This window comes from Bradyrhizobium sp. OAE829, assembly GCF_040546575.1.
Taxonomy (GTDB): domain Bacteria; phylum Pseudomonadota; class Alphaproteobacteria; order Rhizobiales; family Xanthobacteraceae; genus Bradyrhizobium.
Map to the genome: position 1 here is coordinate 7614458 of NZ_JBEPOE010000001.1, position 15791 is coordinate 7630248.

Genomic DNA, 15791 nt, shown 5'->3' on the forward strand with positions numbered 1-15791 from the left:
GCCGTGTCAGCGACGTCTTCGAGATATTGTCGGCGACGTTGCCCTCAATCTTGCCCTGGCCCAATTTCGTCCTCCCAATGTTGTTGTTGTTGGTTACATGCCGAGATAGGCCTTGCGGATGCGGTCGTCCGCCCGCAAGGTTTCGTTGTTGCCTTCGAGTGCGACGCGGCCGGCTTCGAGCACGTAGCCGTGGTCGGCGGATTCGAGCGCCTCCGCCACACGCTGTTCGACCAGCAGGATGGTCAGGTTGGATTGCCGGCGGATTTCGATCAACCGTTCGAAGATGAAATCGGCGATGGTGGGTGCAAGGCCCATCGAGGGCTCGTCCAGCATCAGGAGCTTGGGCGAGCCCGCGAGCCCGCGGCCGATCGCCAGCATCTGCTGCTGTCCGCCCGAGAGCGTGCCCGCGAACTGGCCGCGGCGCTCGGCCAGGATGGGCAGCCATTCGAAGATGCGCTCGATGTTGTGTTTCCAGTCGCGCTGCCCGGCTTCGGTCATCGCGCCCATTTCGAGGTTTTCCATCACGGTGAGCGAGGGAAAGACCTGTCGGCCTTCCGGGACGTGGGCGATGCCGAGATGCGCGCGTTGCGACGGCCGGATCGCCAGCAGGTCGTGATCTTCGAATGTGATCGTTCCCGCGCTCGGCTGCACGATACCGGAAATCGTCTTGAACAGCGTGGTCTTGCCGGCGCCGTTCGGTCCGACGATCGCGACGAACTGGCCTTCGTCAACCTTGATCGAGACGCCGTTCAACACGGGAATCGCGGAATAGCCTGCGGTCAGCCCATCAATTCGGAGCATGGGCCACCCATTTTTTGCCGAGATAAGCCTCGATGACGCGGCTGTCGCGCGTGACCGCTTCCGGTTCGCCCTCGACGATCACGGCACCGTGGTCGAGCACCAGGAAACTGTCGACCAGCCGGACCATCGCCTGCATCGTGTGTTCGATGATCGCGATCGTCATGCCGTCGCGGGCGAGCCGCTGGATGACAGCCACGACCTCGTTGGCTTCGTCATGTCCGAGGCCTGCGAGCGTCTCGTCGAGCAGCAGGATACGTGGCTGTCCGGCCAGCGCGCGGGCGAGTTCCATCAGTCGCAATTCCTTGGTCGTGAGTTCGCCCGCGATGCGCTCGGCGATCTCGGACAGTCCGACGCGGGCAATGGCATCGGCCGCCAGTTTCCTGGCCTCGGCATCGGTCCCGGCGCGCACATAAGCCCCGACCACGACGTTGTCCGATATCGACATGCGCAGGAACGGACGCATGATCTGGAAGGTGCGGCCGATGCCGGCCTCGCAGAGTTCGTGCGGCTTGCGGCCGGACATCTCGCGTCCGTCGAGCAAAATCTCGCCGGTACCGGGCCTCAGGAAGCCGTTCAGCAGGTTGAACAGCGTGGTCTTGCCGGCTCCGTTGGGACCGATGATTCCGAGGATCTCGTTTTGCCGTAGCTTGAAGCTGACGTCCTGCACGGCCTTCAACCCGCCGAAGGAACGCGACAGGTTACGGACTTCGAGGACGACGTCGCCCGTCCCAGTGGGGCGTTTGGCCCGCGCTGGCGCCGGTGCGGCGGGGGCGGCAGCCGCAACCGGGGCCTCCGGCGCGCTCGGCTTTGCCGCTGCCGGTGGCGCCGACCGCTTGCGCAGGAAGTCACGCACTTTCCAGAACAGGCCCTCAGGCGCGAGCAGGATGACGCATATGATAGCGAGGCCGTAAATCACCCCCTGAATGCCGGGAAAGCGCGAGCCTGCTTCGGCATTGAGCGTCTCGGCCAATGGGATCAGGATCACCGATCCGATCACCGGTCCCCAGACCGTTCCAACTCCGCCGAACATGGCGACCGTCAGCGCCTGTGCCGACACCAGCATGCCGAACACGGATTGCGGGGTCACCACCAGCAACACGACAGCGTAAAATCCGCCGACCGCTCCGGCGATGGCTCCGCTGAGCGTGACTGCGCGGAGTTTCCAGGCCAGCGTGTTGATCCCTGCGGCTTCCGCGGCGGCCTCATTCTGCTTGATCGCAAGCAGCGCCATGCCGAAGCGCGACCGTTCGACCGCACGCGTCAGCAGGATGGTGCCGAGCATCATCGCCAGCGCCAGTAACGTGTAGAGCCGATGATCGGCGAACTGCATATAGGCGATCGGATTGTCGCGCTTGATGGGCAGCGTGACTTCCTGCAGGCCGAGCCATTCGAACACGTAGAGGATGGCGAGCGGGTAGGCGAGCATCGCCAATGCGAAGTAGTGCCCCTGCAGGCGGAAAGTCGGAAAGCCGATCAGCAATCCGGCGATACCGCCGAGAACGGCCGCGATGGGGATCGTCACCCACGGCGACAGATCGAAATGGATCTGGCAGAGCACGACCGTATAGGCGCCGACGCCGAAGAAGGCGGCGTGCCCGAACGAGATCAGCCCGGTGTATCCGCTCAGCAGGTTCCACGACAGGCCGAAGATCGCCCAGACAGGAACCAGCGTCATCACCAGCTGGTAGTAGGAATTGGTCACGCTCAGCGACACCGCGGCATAGAGCGCGGTGAAGACAAGGATAGGCAGCAGCGATCGCCATCCGCGCATGGTCATGTCCTCTCGACCATGCGCCCGAAGAAGCCTTGCGGACGGAAGAAAATGATCAGCAGGAACACGACGAAGATCGCAGCATTCTGCAATTGCGTCGGCAGGATCAGCGTCGACATCTGCTGGACCAGGCCGATCGTCATGCCGCCCCAGAAGGCGCCGATGAGGCTGCCCATCCCGCCGAGCACGACGCCGGCATACATGACGATGACGTACTCGACACCGACAAAGGGATGGAATGGATAATTGGTGGCGAGCAGGCCGCCGGCAATCGCGGTGATTCCGGTGCCGAGCGCGAAGGCGATGCGGTGCGCGCGGTCGACGTCGATGCCCATGTAGGTTGCCGCGGTGGGATTATCGGCGGCGGCGCGCAGCGATTTTCCGATCCGCGATCGCGTGATCATGAGCGTCAGCAGCAGCATCGTCACCAGCGAAACGACGGCGTCGATCCCGCGCGCCTTGTTGATGAAGACGCTGACGTCGTAAAGCATCGGTCCGAGCTCCCACGCCGAGCTCGACAGCGGTGTCCGGATCGACGCCAATACCGAGCCGAACACGAGCAGGCCGCCATTCTGCAGGATCAGCGCGATTCCGAGCGTCAGGATAAGCTGGGCATAGTGACCTTCTCCCTCGAGCGAGGAGGTACGCATGCCTGATACGCGCGAGATCAGGGTAAGGTGAACGAAGTAGCCGAACACGGCCAGCACCGGGCCGGCCAGCAGGATCGCGACGAACGGCCCGAAAGTGTTGCCGAACGCGGCCTGCACGCCGAACGCGGTGAAGAAATAGAACGCGGCATACATGCCGAGCATCATGAAATCGCCCTGGGCGAAATTGATCACGCGCATGACGCCGAAGATCAGCCCGAGGCCGACGCACATCAGCCCGTAGACCGCGCCGATCAGGAGTCCGGCGGACAACGCTTGCAGGAAACCTTCCAGTGCCTGGGTCACTGCGAACCTCGTGCGGGAAGGGAGGACCCGTGTTTCGCGCCAGCTATCGCTGTGGCTGTTTTGGCCATTCCCGGTTTGAACATTGTGTCCCCCATTTTCCGTATTTCGTTATCGATCATGATGCTGGCCGCAGCCGTTGCTCTATCGGTTCAAGCCTGCACCGGGCGGCGACGAGGCGGCTGTCCGAAAGCGATGTGCAATTGTCCACCAGCTCTTCGAGATGCAGGGCGGGCTTGTCGCCGATGACGTCGGAAGCAGCGCGCCGAAAGCGGCTGCGGATTTCGTCCGGTGTGGCCGCGATCACGTTGTCGAGGCGGTGGTGGATGGTCTTTCCATTGCGAAGGCCAACAAGGACCTCGGCGCCCTGGTTGGCGGGGAATGCGGCGGTGAGATCAGGCGCGCTTTGCAGTTCGGTCCGCTCGATCAGGCGCAATATCCGGGGATCGTCGATGTCAGCGTAATTTTCCTCTTCGAGCGCACCGCGCGCCAGCACGGCGGCGACGCTGAAGGGAATGCTCATCTTGGCCTGCAGCGCGTTGTTAAATGGCCCTTTCGAATCGCAGCCGGGGTAACGGGCCGCGGCTTCCGGCACCCGAATGGCAACGGTCGCGATGTCGTCCGATGATCCGAGTTCGCGCGCGGCGCGCAGGGCTGTCTGCGCCGCGGTTTGTGCAAAATTGCAGGCGGGAGCCGGCTTGTTGTAGACGGCCATGATTTCCGGCTCGGCGCCGGTGAACAAACGGATATCGTCGGGGGCGGGCCGGCGGCCGAAGGCGGCGAACAATCCGGCTTCGCCCTCAAGGATCGTTTCCGAGGCAAGGGCGCCGGCTTCGGCCAGTTCGATCGCCGCAATTGCGTTACGCGCCGCAAAACCGGGATGGAAATACATTTCGGAGCCGCCGGCGCGCGGCCATTCGTTCAGGCCGGACGAGGTGTTGGCGGCAATGGCAATTGCGCTGGTTGCGGCATCTTCGGCAAGGCCCAGGGCATAGCTTCCCGCTAACGCCGCGCCGAGTGGCGTAACAAGACCGGTCGGCCGGTAGAGGCGGGCCAGATCGGCGGTAAAGAGCGCGCGGCCGATCTGAGCGCCGGCCTCATAACCGATGATCGCGGCGCCAAGGAAGGTCGCGCCGGATATCGGCGTTCGTTCCGACAATGCCAGCAGGATCGGCCAGATCACCACGCCATGGTGGCAGATGCTGGCGGCGTGCATGTCTTCGCGCACCAGGCCGTGGCCCATGGTGGCGTTGGCGAAGGCCGCGTCGCCCGGTGAGGCGAGGGTTCGGGTGCCGATGACGGTTGCGCCGTCCTTGACCTCGCGCGCGATACCGATCGCCTGGCGGCTCCACGGGTGATTGCGTGCCTCGAAGGCGCAGGAGAGAAAATCGAGGAGGCAAATTTTTGCCTTGGCGATGACTTCAGTGTCGAAACGGACGGGGTCGACCGCAAGCGCGGCGCGCGTCAGCGCTCGCGCCAACGAAACCTCGCCTGGTCCGGTCGATCCGATCGTCATGGCAATCGCCCCTCGCGCGCCGGCCGTCTAGCCGCGCATTTCGACGCCGGCCCATTCCTCAAGCACTTTCGCGATCGAAGTGAAGTCAGATGATGCGCCGTATTTTGCATTGGTAATCGCGAGCATCTGCCGGACCACCGAGCCGCAGACCATCGGAACACCCATGGCCTCGGCTTCATCGACGCACAGCCGGACATCCTTGTAGGAGAGGCCGGTGGTAAATCCGAAATCGAAGGTGCCGGGAAGCACGGCGCGAGGAAACTTGTCCTCGGAGGCGCTGTTGCGCCCGCTGCTGGCGTTGATGATGTCGATCAGCACCTTGGCATTGACGCCGCCCTTGACGCCCATCGCCACCGCTTCGGAGGTAATCACCAGAGCCGCAGCCGCCATCAGATTGTTTGCGAGTTTCGCGGTCTGCGCGGTACCCGGCTTGTCGCCGGTGTAAAACAGCTTTCCGAAATGTTTCAGGATCGGCTCAACCCGGTCATATGTCGCCTTCGGGCAGGACACCATCACCGCGAGCGTGCCGTTCACCGCGCCCTTGATGCCGCCGCTGACAGGCGCGTCGACCAGGGTCAGGTTCCTCGCTTCAAATCCCTTCGCGATCAACTTGGCTGCGCCGGGTCCGGTGGTGGACAGGTCGATCAGCACCGTGGCGCGGTTTCCGGCAACGATTCCATCGGGCCCCAGCGCAACCGCCTTGACGATGTCGGGGGTCGGCAGGCTGCACAGCACGATATCGGCGCTCGATGCGACTTCGGCAGGCGATTTCGCCAGCCGCGCGCCGCGCGCAACCAGCGCATTGGTCGCCTCGCTCTGCGAATCGTAAATACATAGCGAGTAGCCGGCGTCGAGCAGGCGCCCGGCCATCGGTCCGCCCATGCGGCCCGTTCCGACAAAGCCGATTGTTTCCGCTGCCATGGTTCGCTCCCTGTCGCGCCCCAAGCCCGGGCGCATCCTTGATTCTTGCCGCGCCAGGGTTCCCCGGTCGCGTTTCGCCGAATTTCAAGATTGTCAGTCAATCTGTCAAGCATAAGATTTTGGTCGACAGGCGACGTCGCGCCGGAATAGGGTCGGAAAAACAAGGACCGAGGAATTTGCTCAGTGCGGCAAGATGAAGCGCAAGGCGCCGGCACGACATTCGCGGATTTCGTTGCCGGCACGGTGTGGGCGGATGTCGCCGCGCAAAGTCACGAAGCGAAACGCTCGATCCTGAACTTCTTCGCGACCGCGCTGGGGTCGGCGAATGATCCTGCCGTCACTGCCGCGTTGCGCACGTTGTTGCCGTTCAGTGGCGCTGCGACATCCGCGGTCATCGGCCGTTCGGAACGGCTCGATGCGCTGGCTGCGTCGTTCGTCAACGCGGTTTCGGCCAATCTGCTCGATTTTGACGATACCCATCTGGACACCATCATTCATCCGGCGGCGCCCGTCGCTGCGCCGGTGCTGGCATTGGCGCAGGCGCGGGGATTTTCGGGACAGGCTGTTCTCACGGCATTCATTCTCGGCGTGGAGGTCGAATGCCGCATCGGCAACGCGGTGTCTCCTGGACATTACGCGCGCGGCTGGCACATCACCTCGACTTGCGGGGTATTCGGTGCTGCCGCAGCCTGCGCGAAACTGCTTGGGCTTCCGGCGGACCAGATTTCAAATGCGATCGGAATTGCCGCCAGCCAGTCGGCGGGGATCATCGAGAATCTCCCGAGCGCCGCGAAGAATGTCAGCGTCGGCAACGCGGCGCGCAACGGCCTGTTCGCGGCATTGCTTGCGGCCGAAGGCTATTCCGCATCGCCATGGGCCATTGAAGGGCCGCTCGGTTGGGCCCGCGCCATGGGAGACGAGCCTGATCTTGGGCGATTGACCGGCAGCCTCGGCAAGACCTGGGAAATCGCCAAGAACACCTACAAGCCCTATCCGGCGGGCATCGTGTTTCATGCCGTGATCGACGCCTGCTTCACTTTGCGGGCGAAGCTGGGCGGACGCATCGATGATATCGCCTCCATTATGGTGCAGGGCTCGGCGCTGCTGCTCGCGCGCGGCGATCGGCCTGTTCGCAACGAACGCGACGCGCGGGTCAGCATCCATCACTGCGCTGCCTGCGCGCTGCTGCTGGGGGCGGCCGGCGTCACCGAGTTCGCGGACGCGACCGTATTTCGGCCCGACATCGTATCCCTGCGCCAGAAGGTGCGGGCTGAGCTTGACACTTCGCTTCCGGATGGTGCCACGCGTGTCATGATCCGACTGACGTCGGGAGAAACGCTCAGCGAGATCGTGATGCAAGCGAGGGGTAGTCTTGCCGACCCGCTGTCGGATCGGGATATCGAAGCAAAATTGCGCGATTGTGCACGGCTGGGGGGGACCGATTGGGATATAGATCGCGTCATCGATGGTGTCTGGCGTCTCGACGAGCTTGCGGACGTCTCAAGCCTGATGAGGGCGCACGGCTGAGCCGCGCCGCCTCGAAAAACAGTTCTCAAACAATGGAAGGAACTAACAATGACTGAATTGTTCGACAAGGGCCTGAAGGTTCGCAAGGAAGTGCTAGGCGAGGACTACGTCAACAAATCCATTGCAGGCGCCGACGAATTCACCCGGACGATGGCGGAATGGTCGACTGAATTTTGCTGGGGTGCATTGTGGACGCGGCCGGGTCTGGACCGCCGCACCCGCAGCATCGTCAACCTGGCCATGCTCGGTGCGCTGGGTCGTCCCCACGAACTGAAGCTGCACGTAAAAGGGGCCCTCGTGAATGGGCTCACCAAGGACGAGATCAAGGAGATCCTGCTCCAGGTCGCCGTCTATTGCGGCATCCCTTCGGGAATCGATGCCTTCCGAAACGCGCGGGAGGCCTTCAAGGAAGTGGAAGAGCAATGACGCGGCCGTCGGGGCGGCTTCATCTTCAATCATAACGGGCAAGAGATCATGTCGCGGTTTGCCGTTCAGGTACCGCGACATTCTCAGCGCCCACTGAGTATGATTTCGTCGGACCAGGGATGCTGGACACAGCCCAACTTTGCCCATGATTGACTCAGCGAATGCTGATCAGCCGCTTGCCGGTGTTCTCGCCGCGATAAAGACCGGCAATCGCTCCCGGCGCGTGTTCGATGCCTTCGAGCACGTCTTCGGAATAGCGCAGTCGTCCATCGCGGATCCACTGGGCCAGCCGGGTAACGGCCTCTTCGAACCGGGGCGCGTAGTCGAAGATGACGAAACCCTGCATGCGTGCGCGTTTGACCAGCAAATGACGCTCGGCGCGTGGACCGTTGGGCCAAGGGTTCCAGCTCGACACGGAAGCGGTTCCGCAAATCACCACGCGCGCGCCGACGGCGAGATGGCGAAGCACGATGTCGCTGATAGCGCCACCGGTGTTGTCGAAATAGAGGTCGACACCAGCCGGGCAGGCTGTGGCAAGCGCGGTCTCCAGACTGTCGCTCTTGTAATCGATCGCCGCGTCGTAGCCGAACAGCTCGCGGCATTGGGCGACCTTCGCCGGCCCGCCGGCAATCCCGACCGTCCGGCAGCCTGAGAGTTTCGCGATCTGTCCGACTGCCGAGCCCACCGCGCCGGCCGCGGTCGACACCACAACGGTGTCGCCGGGGCGGGGCTGGCCAACGTCCAGCAGCCCGAAATAAGCAGTGATGCCGTTGAGACCGGTGACGCCGAGCGAGAGCGAAAGCGGCAGTCCTTCTTCCGCGATCTTTCGTGTGACGGCGGCAGGTCCGACGACGGCGAACTCCTGCCATCCGAACATGCCCATCACTTTGTCGCCCGGCTTGAAGTCGGGATGTGCCGATTGCAGCACCTCGCCGGCGGCGAATGAGCGCATCACTTCGCCGATGCGTACCGGCTCCGAATAATTGGCGACATTGCTGACCCAGCCGCGCATGGCAGGTTCGACCGAAAGATAAAGGTTCTGCACCAGGATTTGCCCGTCCCGCAGATCGGGAACGTCGGACTCGATGATCTCGAAATTATCGGCCTGGGGAATATCGGCCGGCCGGGATTTCAGGATGACCTGACGATTGCGATTGCTCTTCATGGCCGACGGTTCCTGTTGGCAGGGTATGCGATGCGCGAACGCGACGAGCTGATTGGCCGCACCGATCCGCTTGCATTAGTCCGCAAAGATAGTACGTATGTGTACTATATCGGACAAGGCCCATATGTCGAGGCCGATCCGGAAGGCGATGCCGCCCAAACGCCAACAGGGGAGAGACAGCTTGAGGGCCAATTCTACGCGGGCTATCGCTGCCGTCGTACTTCTCTTGGCTGCTTGCTTCCCGGCGGCTGCTGCGGAACCCTATCCCTCGCAGCGTATCACCCTGATCGTTCCATTCCCGCCCGGCAGCGCGACCGACAGCGTAACGCGCCACTTGGCGGAAAGCATTCGTGCAACGACCAACGCCACCGTTGTGGTCGAGAACAAGCCGGGTGCCGACGGCAATCTTGCCGCGCTCACGGTCCTGAAGGCGGAGCCCGACGGCTACACGGCATTCGTGACGACGAATTCGACGCAGGCGGCGAACATCAGCCTGTTCCATTCATTGCCTTACGATCCCAAAGCGGACTTCGCGCCGGTCGCCGGTATCATGACGATACCGATGATGCTGACGGTAAAGGCTGATTTCCCGGCCAGGACCGTTACCGAATTCGTCGCGCTGGCGAAGAAGCGCGAGAAACCCTTGTCCTTTGGCAGCGGCAATACATCGAGCAGGGGCGCGGCCGAGCTATTCAGATATCGTCAGGCCATCGAAATGCAGCACGTGCCGTATCGCGGCATGCCGCAGGCCTTGACGGACGTGATGGGCGGGCAGATCGATTGTGTCTTCGCTGATCCCGCGAGCGCGCAAGGCCTGGTACAGGACGGCAAGTTGCGGGCGCTGGCCGTGACCAGTGCGAAGCGGTTGGAGACGATGCCGGAGCTACCCACCATCGCGGAAAGCGGATTGCCGGGTTACGAATTGACGGCCTGGGTTGGCGTCTTCGTCCGGGCAAAGACGCCAACCGAAATCATCGCAAGGCTCAACACTCTGGTCACCGGCTTCGTCAACAGCGCTGAGGCGAAAAAGTACCTGACCACGATCGGCGCGACGCCATTTCCCTCGACGCCGCAGGAGCTCGGAGCCTTTCAGGAAGCGGATACCAGGCGCTGGGCCGAGATTGTCGCGACCGCGAAGATCGAGAAGAAGTGAACGCGCTCGGCTGTTCGTCGGCGTGTGCAAATGGCGCCGCGGCGATGGCGAGTCCCCTGAATGTATGTGTCAGTGAAACGATGTGGTCTGGGAACAATGAAAATGGGAAATCTGTGTGCGGGACGTGTTGCGATCGTGACGGGTGCGGGCCGCGGCCTCGGGCGCGAATACGCGCTGATGCTGGCCGAGCAGGGGGCGAAGGTCGTCGTCAACGATCTCGGCGCCACCGCGGCCGGCGAGGGCGCCGACCTGACGCCGGCCCAGTCGGTTGTCGAAGCGATCACGAACGCCGGTGGCGAGGCCATCGTGAACGGCAACGACGTCAGCGACTGGGGCGGCGCGAAGGCGCTGATCGACGAAGCGGTTGGGACATTCGGACGCCTCGACGTCCTGATCAACAATGCCGGTATTCTGCGGGACCGCATGATGGTCAACATGACGGAGCCGGAATGGGACAGCGTCATCAAGGTGCATTTGAAGGGGACGTTCGCGCCTTCGCATCATGCGGCGCAATACTGGCGTCAGGAGGCCAAGCGGTGCGGTTCCCCGGTGAGCGCGCGCCTGATCAATACGTCTTCCGCGTCGGGCCTGTTCGGCAATGTCGGCCAGAGCAATTACGGGGCGGCGAAGGCGGGCATCGCCGCGTTCACCATCATCAGCGCGACCGAACTCCGGCAGTATGGAATAACCGTCAACGCCATCGCGCCGCGGGCGCAGACCCGGATGACAGAAGGATTGCGGGAGCGCACTGAGGAAGAGATCAAGCGGCGCAATCCGCGCTGGGTCGCGCCGATCGTCGTCTGGCTGGCCAGCGAGGAATCCCGCGACGTTACAGGCCGCGTGTTTGAAGCGGGTGATGGCATTCTCAAAATTGCCGAAGGCTGGCACGCGGGGCCGGGGATAGAGCCGGTCGAGGATCCCAATGAGCTGGGCTCAAAGGTTGCCGAATTGCTGAAGCAGGCTCGCCCCAATGCCGATATTTGGGGGCGAGACATCGTGTCATAGAGCGCCACCGCATCGCTAACGATCGATGCGATCTGCTCAGCGAGCAAGGAGGATCAGCGGCTAGGCCGCTTTCCTGCTCTTTCGCGGTTTGCTCTTCTTGCCGACGTCCTCTTCGCCCTCATCCGGCAGGGCGCTTCCGTCGGACATCGCGAGCAGATTGTGCTTCATCGCCAGCAATGCGTCCGACGCCGCTTCCAATGCCTTGCGGTCAATCCCCTGGGTGAGCTGGGCATTGAACTTGTCGGTCTCCTTGCGAAGTTTTTCCAGGAAGCCGCGCGCCTGCTTGGTGACGAAGACGCGCTTGACGCGGCGGTCGACCGGGTCCGCCTGCCGAAGCACGAAGCCGGAAGACTCCAGACGATCGATCAGCGCTCCCACGCCGACCTTGCCAACGTCGAGCTCATTGGCGAGCTGAGTCTGCGGCAGCCCGTCTTTGCGCGAGATGAAGGCAAGCACCCACCATTGCGACCGCGTGATGCCGAGTGGCGCGAGGGCGCGATCGAACATCATCCGGCGCAACCGGGAAACGTCGTGGATGAGGTAGCCTAGTCGGAGATCCCAGTCGGGCCGGTCGACCATTCGATTTTTTCCTCGTCAGAAGCTGATACCGATTGCGTGTCCATCACCGGCGATTCAACTGATATCATACACAAGCGTATTTTAAAAGGAACGCGCCCCGGCGAACCCGTCCGCGGCGATTCCTGGCCGTGCGTATCCCCAGGAATCGGCTCTATTTGCTGGGAATTGAGCCGGATTGAGCTCCCGGGGACATCCTAGAGTCGGAACGATCGCGATTTACATATGAAGTACATTAGTGTATTAATTTGGCTTGGCGGCCTGGCTCGGCTGTGATGTAAGCTTCGAATAGCGGGGTTTTCCGTTCATGTTCAGCCGTGACGTCCTCAAGGGAAAGCGCATCCTCGTGACCGGCGGCGGCACGGGGCTCGGCAAGGAGATTTCCTTGGGCTTTGCCGCGCACGGCGCCCATGTCTTCATCTGCGGCCGCCGGCCGGAAATTCTCGAACAGGCGGCGGGCGAAATTCGCAGCCGATCGGGCGGGCAGGCCGAGGCGCTGGTCGCCAACGTTCGCGATCCCGACAGCATTGAAAAGATGATGGCGGAAATCTGGGCCACCGGACCTCTCACGGGCCTCCTGAACAACGCCGGCGCCAATTTCCTGGCGCCGACCGAGACGTTGTCGCCACGCGGCTACGAGGCGATCAGGTCGACCATCATGGACGGCTCGTTCTACGCGGCGCAGGGCTGCGGCAGACGCTGGATTGCCGCAGGGCTTCCCGGCGTGATCATCAGCAATCTCGTCACCTGGGTCTGGACCGGATCGGCCTATGTGGTGCCGGCCGCGATGGCCAAGGCCGCGGTCCATGCGATGACGATGTCGCTTGCGGTCGAATGGGGACCGAAGGGCATCCGTGTCAACGCGGTGGCACCCGGTCCGTTTCCGACCGAGAATGCCTGGGACAAGCTCAATCCGCTGGCGGAGACCGGCGTGGGCGCGACCCAGGCAGACGAAGTTCCGCTGCGGCGGTTCGGCAAGATGGATGAGCTGCGCAATCTCATGATCTTCCTGATGTCGGATGGCTGCAGCTACATCACCGGAGACACCATCAGCATCGACGGCGGGCATCATCTGGCGGCGCCAAGCACGTTCGCCGGCCTCTCGAAGCTTTCGTCTGACGATTGGCAGCGGGCGCGCGAGGCCATTCAAGCCTCCACGCGCAAGGAAAAGGAAGGCCGGTCGGCCTGACGCCAGGGCGGCGACGAAAAGCCGTCTATGCCGGCCGCCTCGAATGCATTTCCAACAAGGTCCGAACGCCCGGGAGAGACGCAATGGGTCTGGCAATCGCTACCACCAGCTTCGAATGCACGATCGACGGCGGCCTTGCGCATATCGTTCTTAATCAGCCCGAGCGCGGCAACCCCATCGACGGCGACTTCTGCCGCGAATTCAACCTTTGCATGGCGGAACTCAGCGAGCGCGACGATGTGCGGTCGGTGCTGATTTCCGCGCGCGGAAGGCTGTTCAGTGTCGGCGGCGATCTCGCAGCGCTCGCCTCCCGTGGCGCCGCGTTGCCCGTGACGATCAAATCGTGGACGGCGGATCTGCATGCCGCCATTGTGCGGATGGTCCGCATGCGTGCGCCTGTTGTCGTGGCCGTGCAAGGCAATGTGGCGGGCGGCAGCGTCTCGCTGATGGCCGCGGGCGATCTGGTGGTGATCGGCAAATCGGCGCGCATTTCGTCCGCATTCGCCAGGATCGGCTTCACGCCCGACAGCGGCTCGACCACGACGGTGACAAGGCGCATCGGCGTCGCCCGCGCCCGCCGGTTCTTCCTGTTGGCGGAGACGATGGATGCCGACTCCGCACTGGCGGCTGGACTGGTCGACTATGTCGTGAATGATGACGCGGTCGTAGCCGAGGCCGAGAAGATCGCGCGTGAGCTGGCGGCAGGTCCCACTGAAGCCTATGGCGGGATCAAGCGCCTGTTCCTGCAGACGCTCAACCGCTCCATTGAAAGCCAGTTGGAAGACGAGGCGCAAACGCTGGCGGCGATCTCGCGAACGGCGGACGCCCAGGAGGGCGTAAAGGCCTTCAGGGAGAAGCGTAAACCGACATTTGCCGGAAGATAGGTTTATTGATCCCTGTAGTTCGGGTCGCGCTTCTCTCGAAATGCCGCGACGGCCTCCTGGTGGTCGCTGGTTTCGAGCAGCATCACCTGCTGACGGTCTTCGATCATCAGCGCGGCATCGATGCCGGGTGCGTCGATCAGCGCGTTCAGCGTTTGCTTGGTCAGGCGCAAACCCATCGGCGAGGCGCGGGCCATTTCCGCGGCGAAAGCGAGGCCGGTCTCGAGCAATTTGTCGTCGGCAACGACGTCGCTGACCAACCCCACAGCCTTGGCCCGATCGGCGCCAAGAAACCGTCCGGTCAGCAACAATTCCGACGCCACGGAGAGGCCGATCAGCCGCGGCAACAGGTAGCCGGATCCCATGTCGCAGCCGCCGACGCCGACGCGTATGTAGGCGGCGTTCATCCGCGCTGCCGGCGTCGCAAATCTGATATCGGAGGCCAGCAGCAAGGAAAACCCGGCGCCGCATGCCGCGCCCTGAACAAGTGCGACGATCGGTTGCGGGCAGCTTCGCATCAGTCGGATGATCCGCGAATAGCGCTGCTGCATGTCGAGCTGCCGCTGCGGACGGCCCGCACCGGGTGCGGCGAAGGCATCCGAGCCGAGTTCGGCCCCGGCGCAAAACGCCCGCCCATTACCGCGGAAGATCACGATGCGCGTGCTCAGGCGATCGTGCAGCCCCGAAAAGTACGAGATCAGCTCGTCGGCCATCGCTGGTGTCACCGCATTGAGGGCATCCGGCCGATTTAGGGAAAGAATCTCGATGGCGTCGCGCGCTTCGACGGTGATGGTCGTGAATTTGTCCATGTCGTGCGTTTCCATTCGCGCCGGGACAGCAGGATGTCACGGTGCGGTGTGGATGGCCATAAGCGGCCGATTGTTCCAATTCGTCTTCGGCCCTGTCGAGGCGCTCAGCAAAGCGCTTGCGAAACAGAATACACCATATCATAATATAGTGTACTAATTTTTGCCGCGCGGGGCGGCCAATGCCGGTCGCGCCCATCCGTTCGGAGAACACGATGTCGTATCAATCGGTCTTCAGGCCGGATCTCTTCAAGGGCCAGACCATCATCATCACTGGGGGCGGCAGCGGGATCGGTCGTTGCACCGCACACGAGCTGGTGGCTCTCGGCGCCAATGTCGCGATCCTCGGCCGCACTGCCGAAAAGCTGGCGGAGGTGAGGGCGGAGATTGAAGAGGACGGCGGGCAGGTGCTGACCCAGGTCTGCGATATCCGCGACGAAGCGATGGTGATCGCGGCGATCGACGCCGTGCTTGGCGCCTATGGTCGCATCGACGGGCTGGTGAACAACGCCGGGGGTCAATATCGCGCGCCGATGAAAACCATCTCGACCAAGGGTTTCGAGGCGGTGGTCCGCAGCAATCTGACCGGCGGCTTCATTTTCATGCGCGAGGTCTACAACCGCTGGATGGAAGCCAATGGCGGGGCCATTGTCAACATCATCGCCGACATCTGGCATGGCTGGCCCGAATTCGCCCATTCGGGAGCTGCGCGCGGCGGAATGCTGACGCTGACCGAAACCGCGGCGTGCGAATGGTCTTCCTCGGGCGTGCGCGTCAATGCGGTCGCCCCCGGTGGTATCGTGTCCAGCGGGTTCGATACCTACACGCCGGAAATGCAGAAGAAGCTGCATGATTTCACGGCCGGTGTGCCGCTGCAGCGGTTCGGCACCGAGGCCGAAATCTCGGCGGCGATTGTGTATTTGTTGTCGCCGGCTGCCGCCTACGTCACGGGTTCCTGCATCCGGGTTGACGGCGGTACGCCGAATGCGCGGACCACTTGGAAGCTCGAACCGCATAATCGCAGCACGGCCTTCGAAGGGTTTCACCGCTCCAAACTTCCGGAGGCCTTGAAGAAGGCGCCATGACGCCTGTCGGGCGGTGTCA

The 15791-nt window shown here is 63.0% G+C and carries 15 protein-coding genes; 7 read left to right on the top strand and 8 right to left on the bottom strand.

Going from position 1 to position 15791, the window contains the following annotated elements; translation table 11 throughout:
* Window positions 1-93: 93 nt before the first annotated feature.
* The 5 genes from ABIE49_RS36090 to ABIE49_RS36110 form a co-directional block, all read right to left on the bottom strand.
* A complete protein-coding gene (locus tag ABIE49_RS36090; RefSeq protein ID WP_192734575.1) occupies window positions 94-801 on the bottom strand; it encodes an ABC transporter ATP-binding protein in 708 nt (235 codons plus the stop codon).
* Complete coding sequence (locus tag ABIE49_RS36095; protein WP_192734576.1) at window positions 788-2578, bottom strand: branched-chain amino acid ABC transporter ATP-binding protein/permease; 1791 nt, start codon at window positions 2576-2578, stop codon at window positions 788-790. Before ABIE49_RS36095 ends, ABIE49_RS36090 begins: the two co-directional genes overlap by 14 nt.
* Window positions 2575-3525, bottom strand: coding sequence for a branched-chain amino acid ABC transporter permease (locus tag ABIE49_RS36100; protein ID WP_354067150.1), 951 nt, complete (start codon window positions 3523-3525; stop codon window positions 2575-2577). Before ABIE49_RS36100 ends, ABIE49_RS36095 begins: the two co-directional genes overlap by 4 nt.
* Window positions 3526-3640: 115 nt before the next feature.
* Window positions 3641-5038: an MmgE/PrpD family protein gene (locus ABIE49_RS36105; protein ID WP_192734577.1), complete on the bottom strand. Its 1398-nt coding sequence runs from the start codon at window positions 5036-5038 to the stop codon at window positions 3641-3643.
* A gap of 27 nt (window positions 5039-5065) precedes the next feature.
* Complete coding sequence (locus ABIE49_RS36110; RefSeq protein ID WP_354067151.1) at window positions 5066-5995, bottom strand: NAD(P)-dependent oxidoreductase; 930 nt, start codon at window positions 5993-5995, stop codon at window positions 5066-5068.
* 147 nt (window positions 5996-6142) lie between these two features.
* On the opposite strand from ABIE49_RS36110, the gene ABIE49_RS36115 reads away from it, so the two are divergent.
* Together ABIE49_RS36115 and ABIE49_RS36120 are read left to right on the top strand one after the other, a co-directional pair.
* A complete protein-coding gene (locus ABIE49_RS36115; RefSeq protein ID WP_192734579.1) occupies window positions 6143-7486 on the top strand; it encodes an MmgE/PrpD family protein in 1344 nt (447 codons plus the stop codon).
* A 48-nt stretch (window positions 7487-7534) separates the two neighbouring features.
* Entirely contained in the window at window positions 7535-7912 is a 378-nt protein-coding gene (locus ABIE49_RS36120; protein ID WP_192734580.1) for a carboxymuconolactone decarboxylase family protein, read from the top strand.
* A 154-nt stretch (window positions 7913-8066) separates the two neighbouring features.
* On the opposite strand, the gene ABIE49_RS36125 is transcribed toward ABIE49_RS36120, so the two are convergent.
* Window positions 8067-9077 carry an NADP-dependent oxidoreductase gene (locus ABIE49_RS36125; RefSeq protein WP_192734581.1) on the bottom strand — a complete coding sequence of 337 codons (1011 nt, stop codon included), beginning with the start codon at window positions 9075-9077 and terminating at the stop codon, window positions 8067-8069.
* Between the two features lie 181 nt (window positions 9078-9258).
* Between ABIE49_RS36125 and ABIE49_RS36130 the strand changes: the two genes are divergently transcribed.
* The gene (locus tag ABIE49_RS36130; RefSeq protein ID WP_192734582.1) at window positions 9259-10230 is read left to right on the top strand and encodes a Bug family tripartite tricarboxylate transporter substrate binding protein; all 972 of its coding nucleotides are present in this window, start codon (window positions 9259-9261) and stop codon (window positions 10228-10230) included.
* A gap of 102 nt (window positions 10231-10332) precedes the next feature.
* Window positions 10333-11235 carry an SDR family oxidoreductase gene (locus tag ABIE49_RS36135; protein WP_192734583.1) on the top strand — a complete coding sequence of 301 codons (903 nt, stop codon included), beginning with the start codon at window positions 10333-10335 and terminating at the stop codon, window positions 11233-11235.
* A 60-nt stretch (window positions 11236-11295) separates the two neighbouring features.
* Here ABIE49_RS36135 and ABIE49_RS36140 read toward each other — a convergent pair whose 3' ends face one another.
* Window positions 11296-11814 carry a MarR family winged helix-turn-helix transcriptional regulator gene (locus ABIE49_RS36140; RefSeq protein WP_192734584.1) on the bottom strand — a complete coding sequence of 173 codons (519 nt, stop codon included), beginning with the start codon at window positions 11812-11814 and terminating at the stop codon, window positions 11296-11298.
* Window positions 11815-12118: 304 nt separating this feature from the next.
* Between ABIE49_RS36140 and ABIE49_RS36145 the strand changes: the two genes are divergently transcribed.
* Both ABIE49_RS36145 and ABIE49_RS36150 read left to right on the top strand, forming a co-directional pair.
* Complete coding sequence (locus tag ABIE49_RS36145) at window positions 12119-13000, top strand: SDR family oxidoreductase (protein ID WP_192734585.1); 882 nt, start codon at window positions 12119-12121, stop codon at window positions 12998-13000.
* An 83-nt stretch (window positions 13001-13083) separates the two neighbouring features.
* Window positions 13084-13884 (top strand): enoyl-CoA hydratase/isomerase family protein, encoded by an 801-nt coding sequence (locus ABIE49_RS36150; protein ID WP_192734586.1) that lies wholly within the window; start codon window positions 13084-13086, stop codon window positions 13882-13884.
* Between the two features lie 2 nt (window positions 13885-13886).
* Here the strand turns inward: ABIE49_RS36150 and ABIE49_RS36155 are convergent, their stop codons facing one another.
* On the bottom strand, window positions 13887-14690 hold the full coding sequence (locus ABIE49_RS36155; RefSeq protein ID WP_192734587.1) for an enoyl-CoA hydratase/isomerase family protein: 804 nt from the start codon (window positions 14688-14690) through the stop codon (window positions 13887-13889).
* A gap of 212 nt (window positions 14691-14902) precedes the next feature.
* On the opposite strand from ABIE49_RS36155, the gene ABIE49_RS36160 reads away from it, so the two are divergent.
* Window positions 14903-15772, top strand: a complete 870-nt coding sequence (locus tag ABIE49_RS36160) for an SDR family oxidoreductase (protein WP_192734588.1) — start codon at window positions 14903-14905, stop codon at window positions 15770-15772.
* Window positions 15773-15791 lie beyond the last annotated feature (19 nt).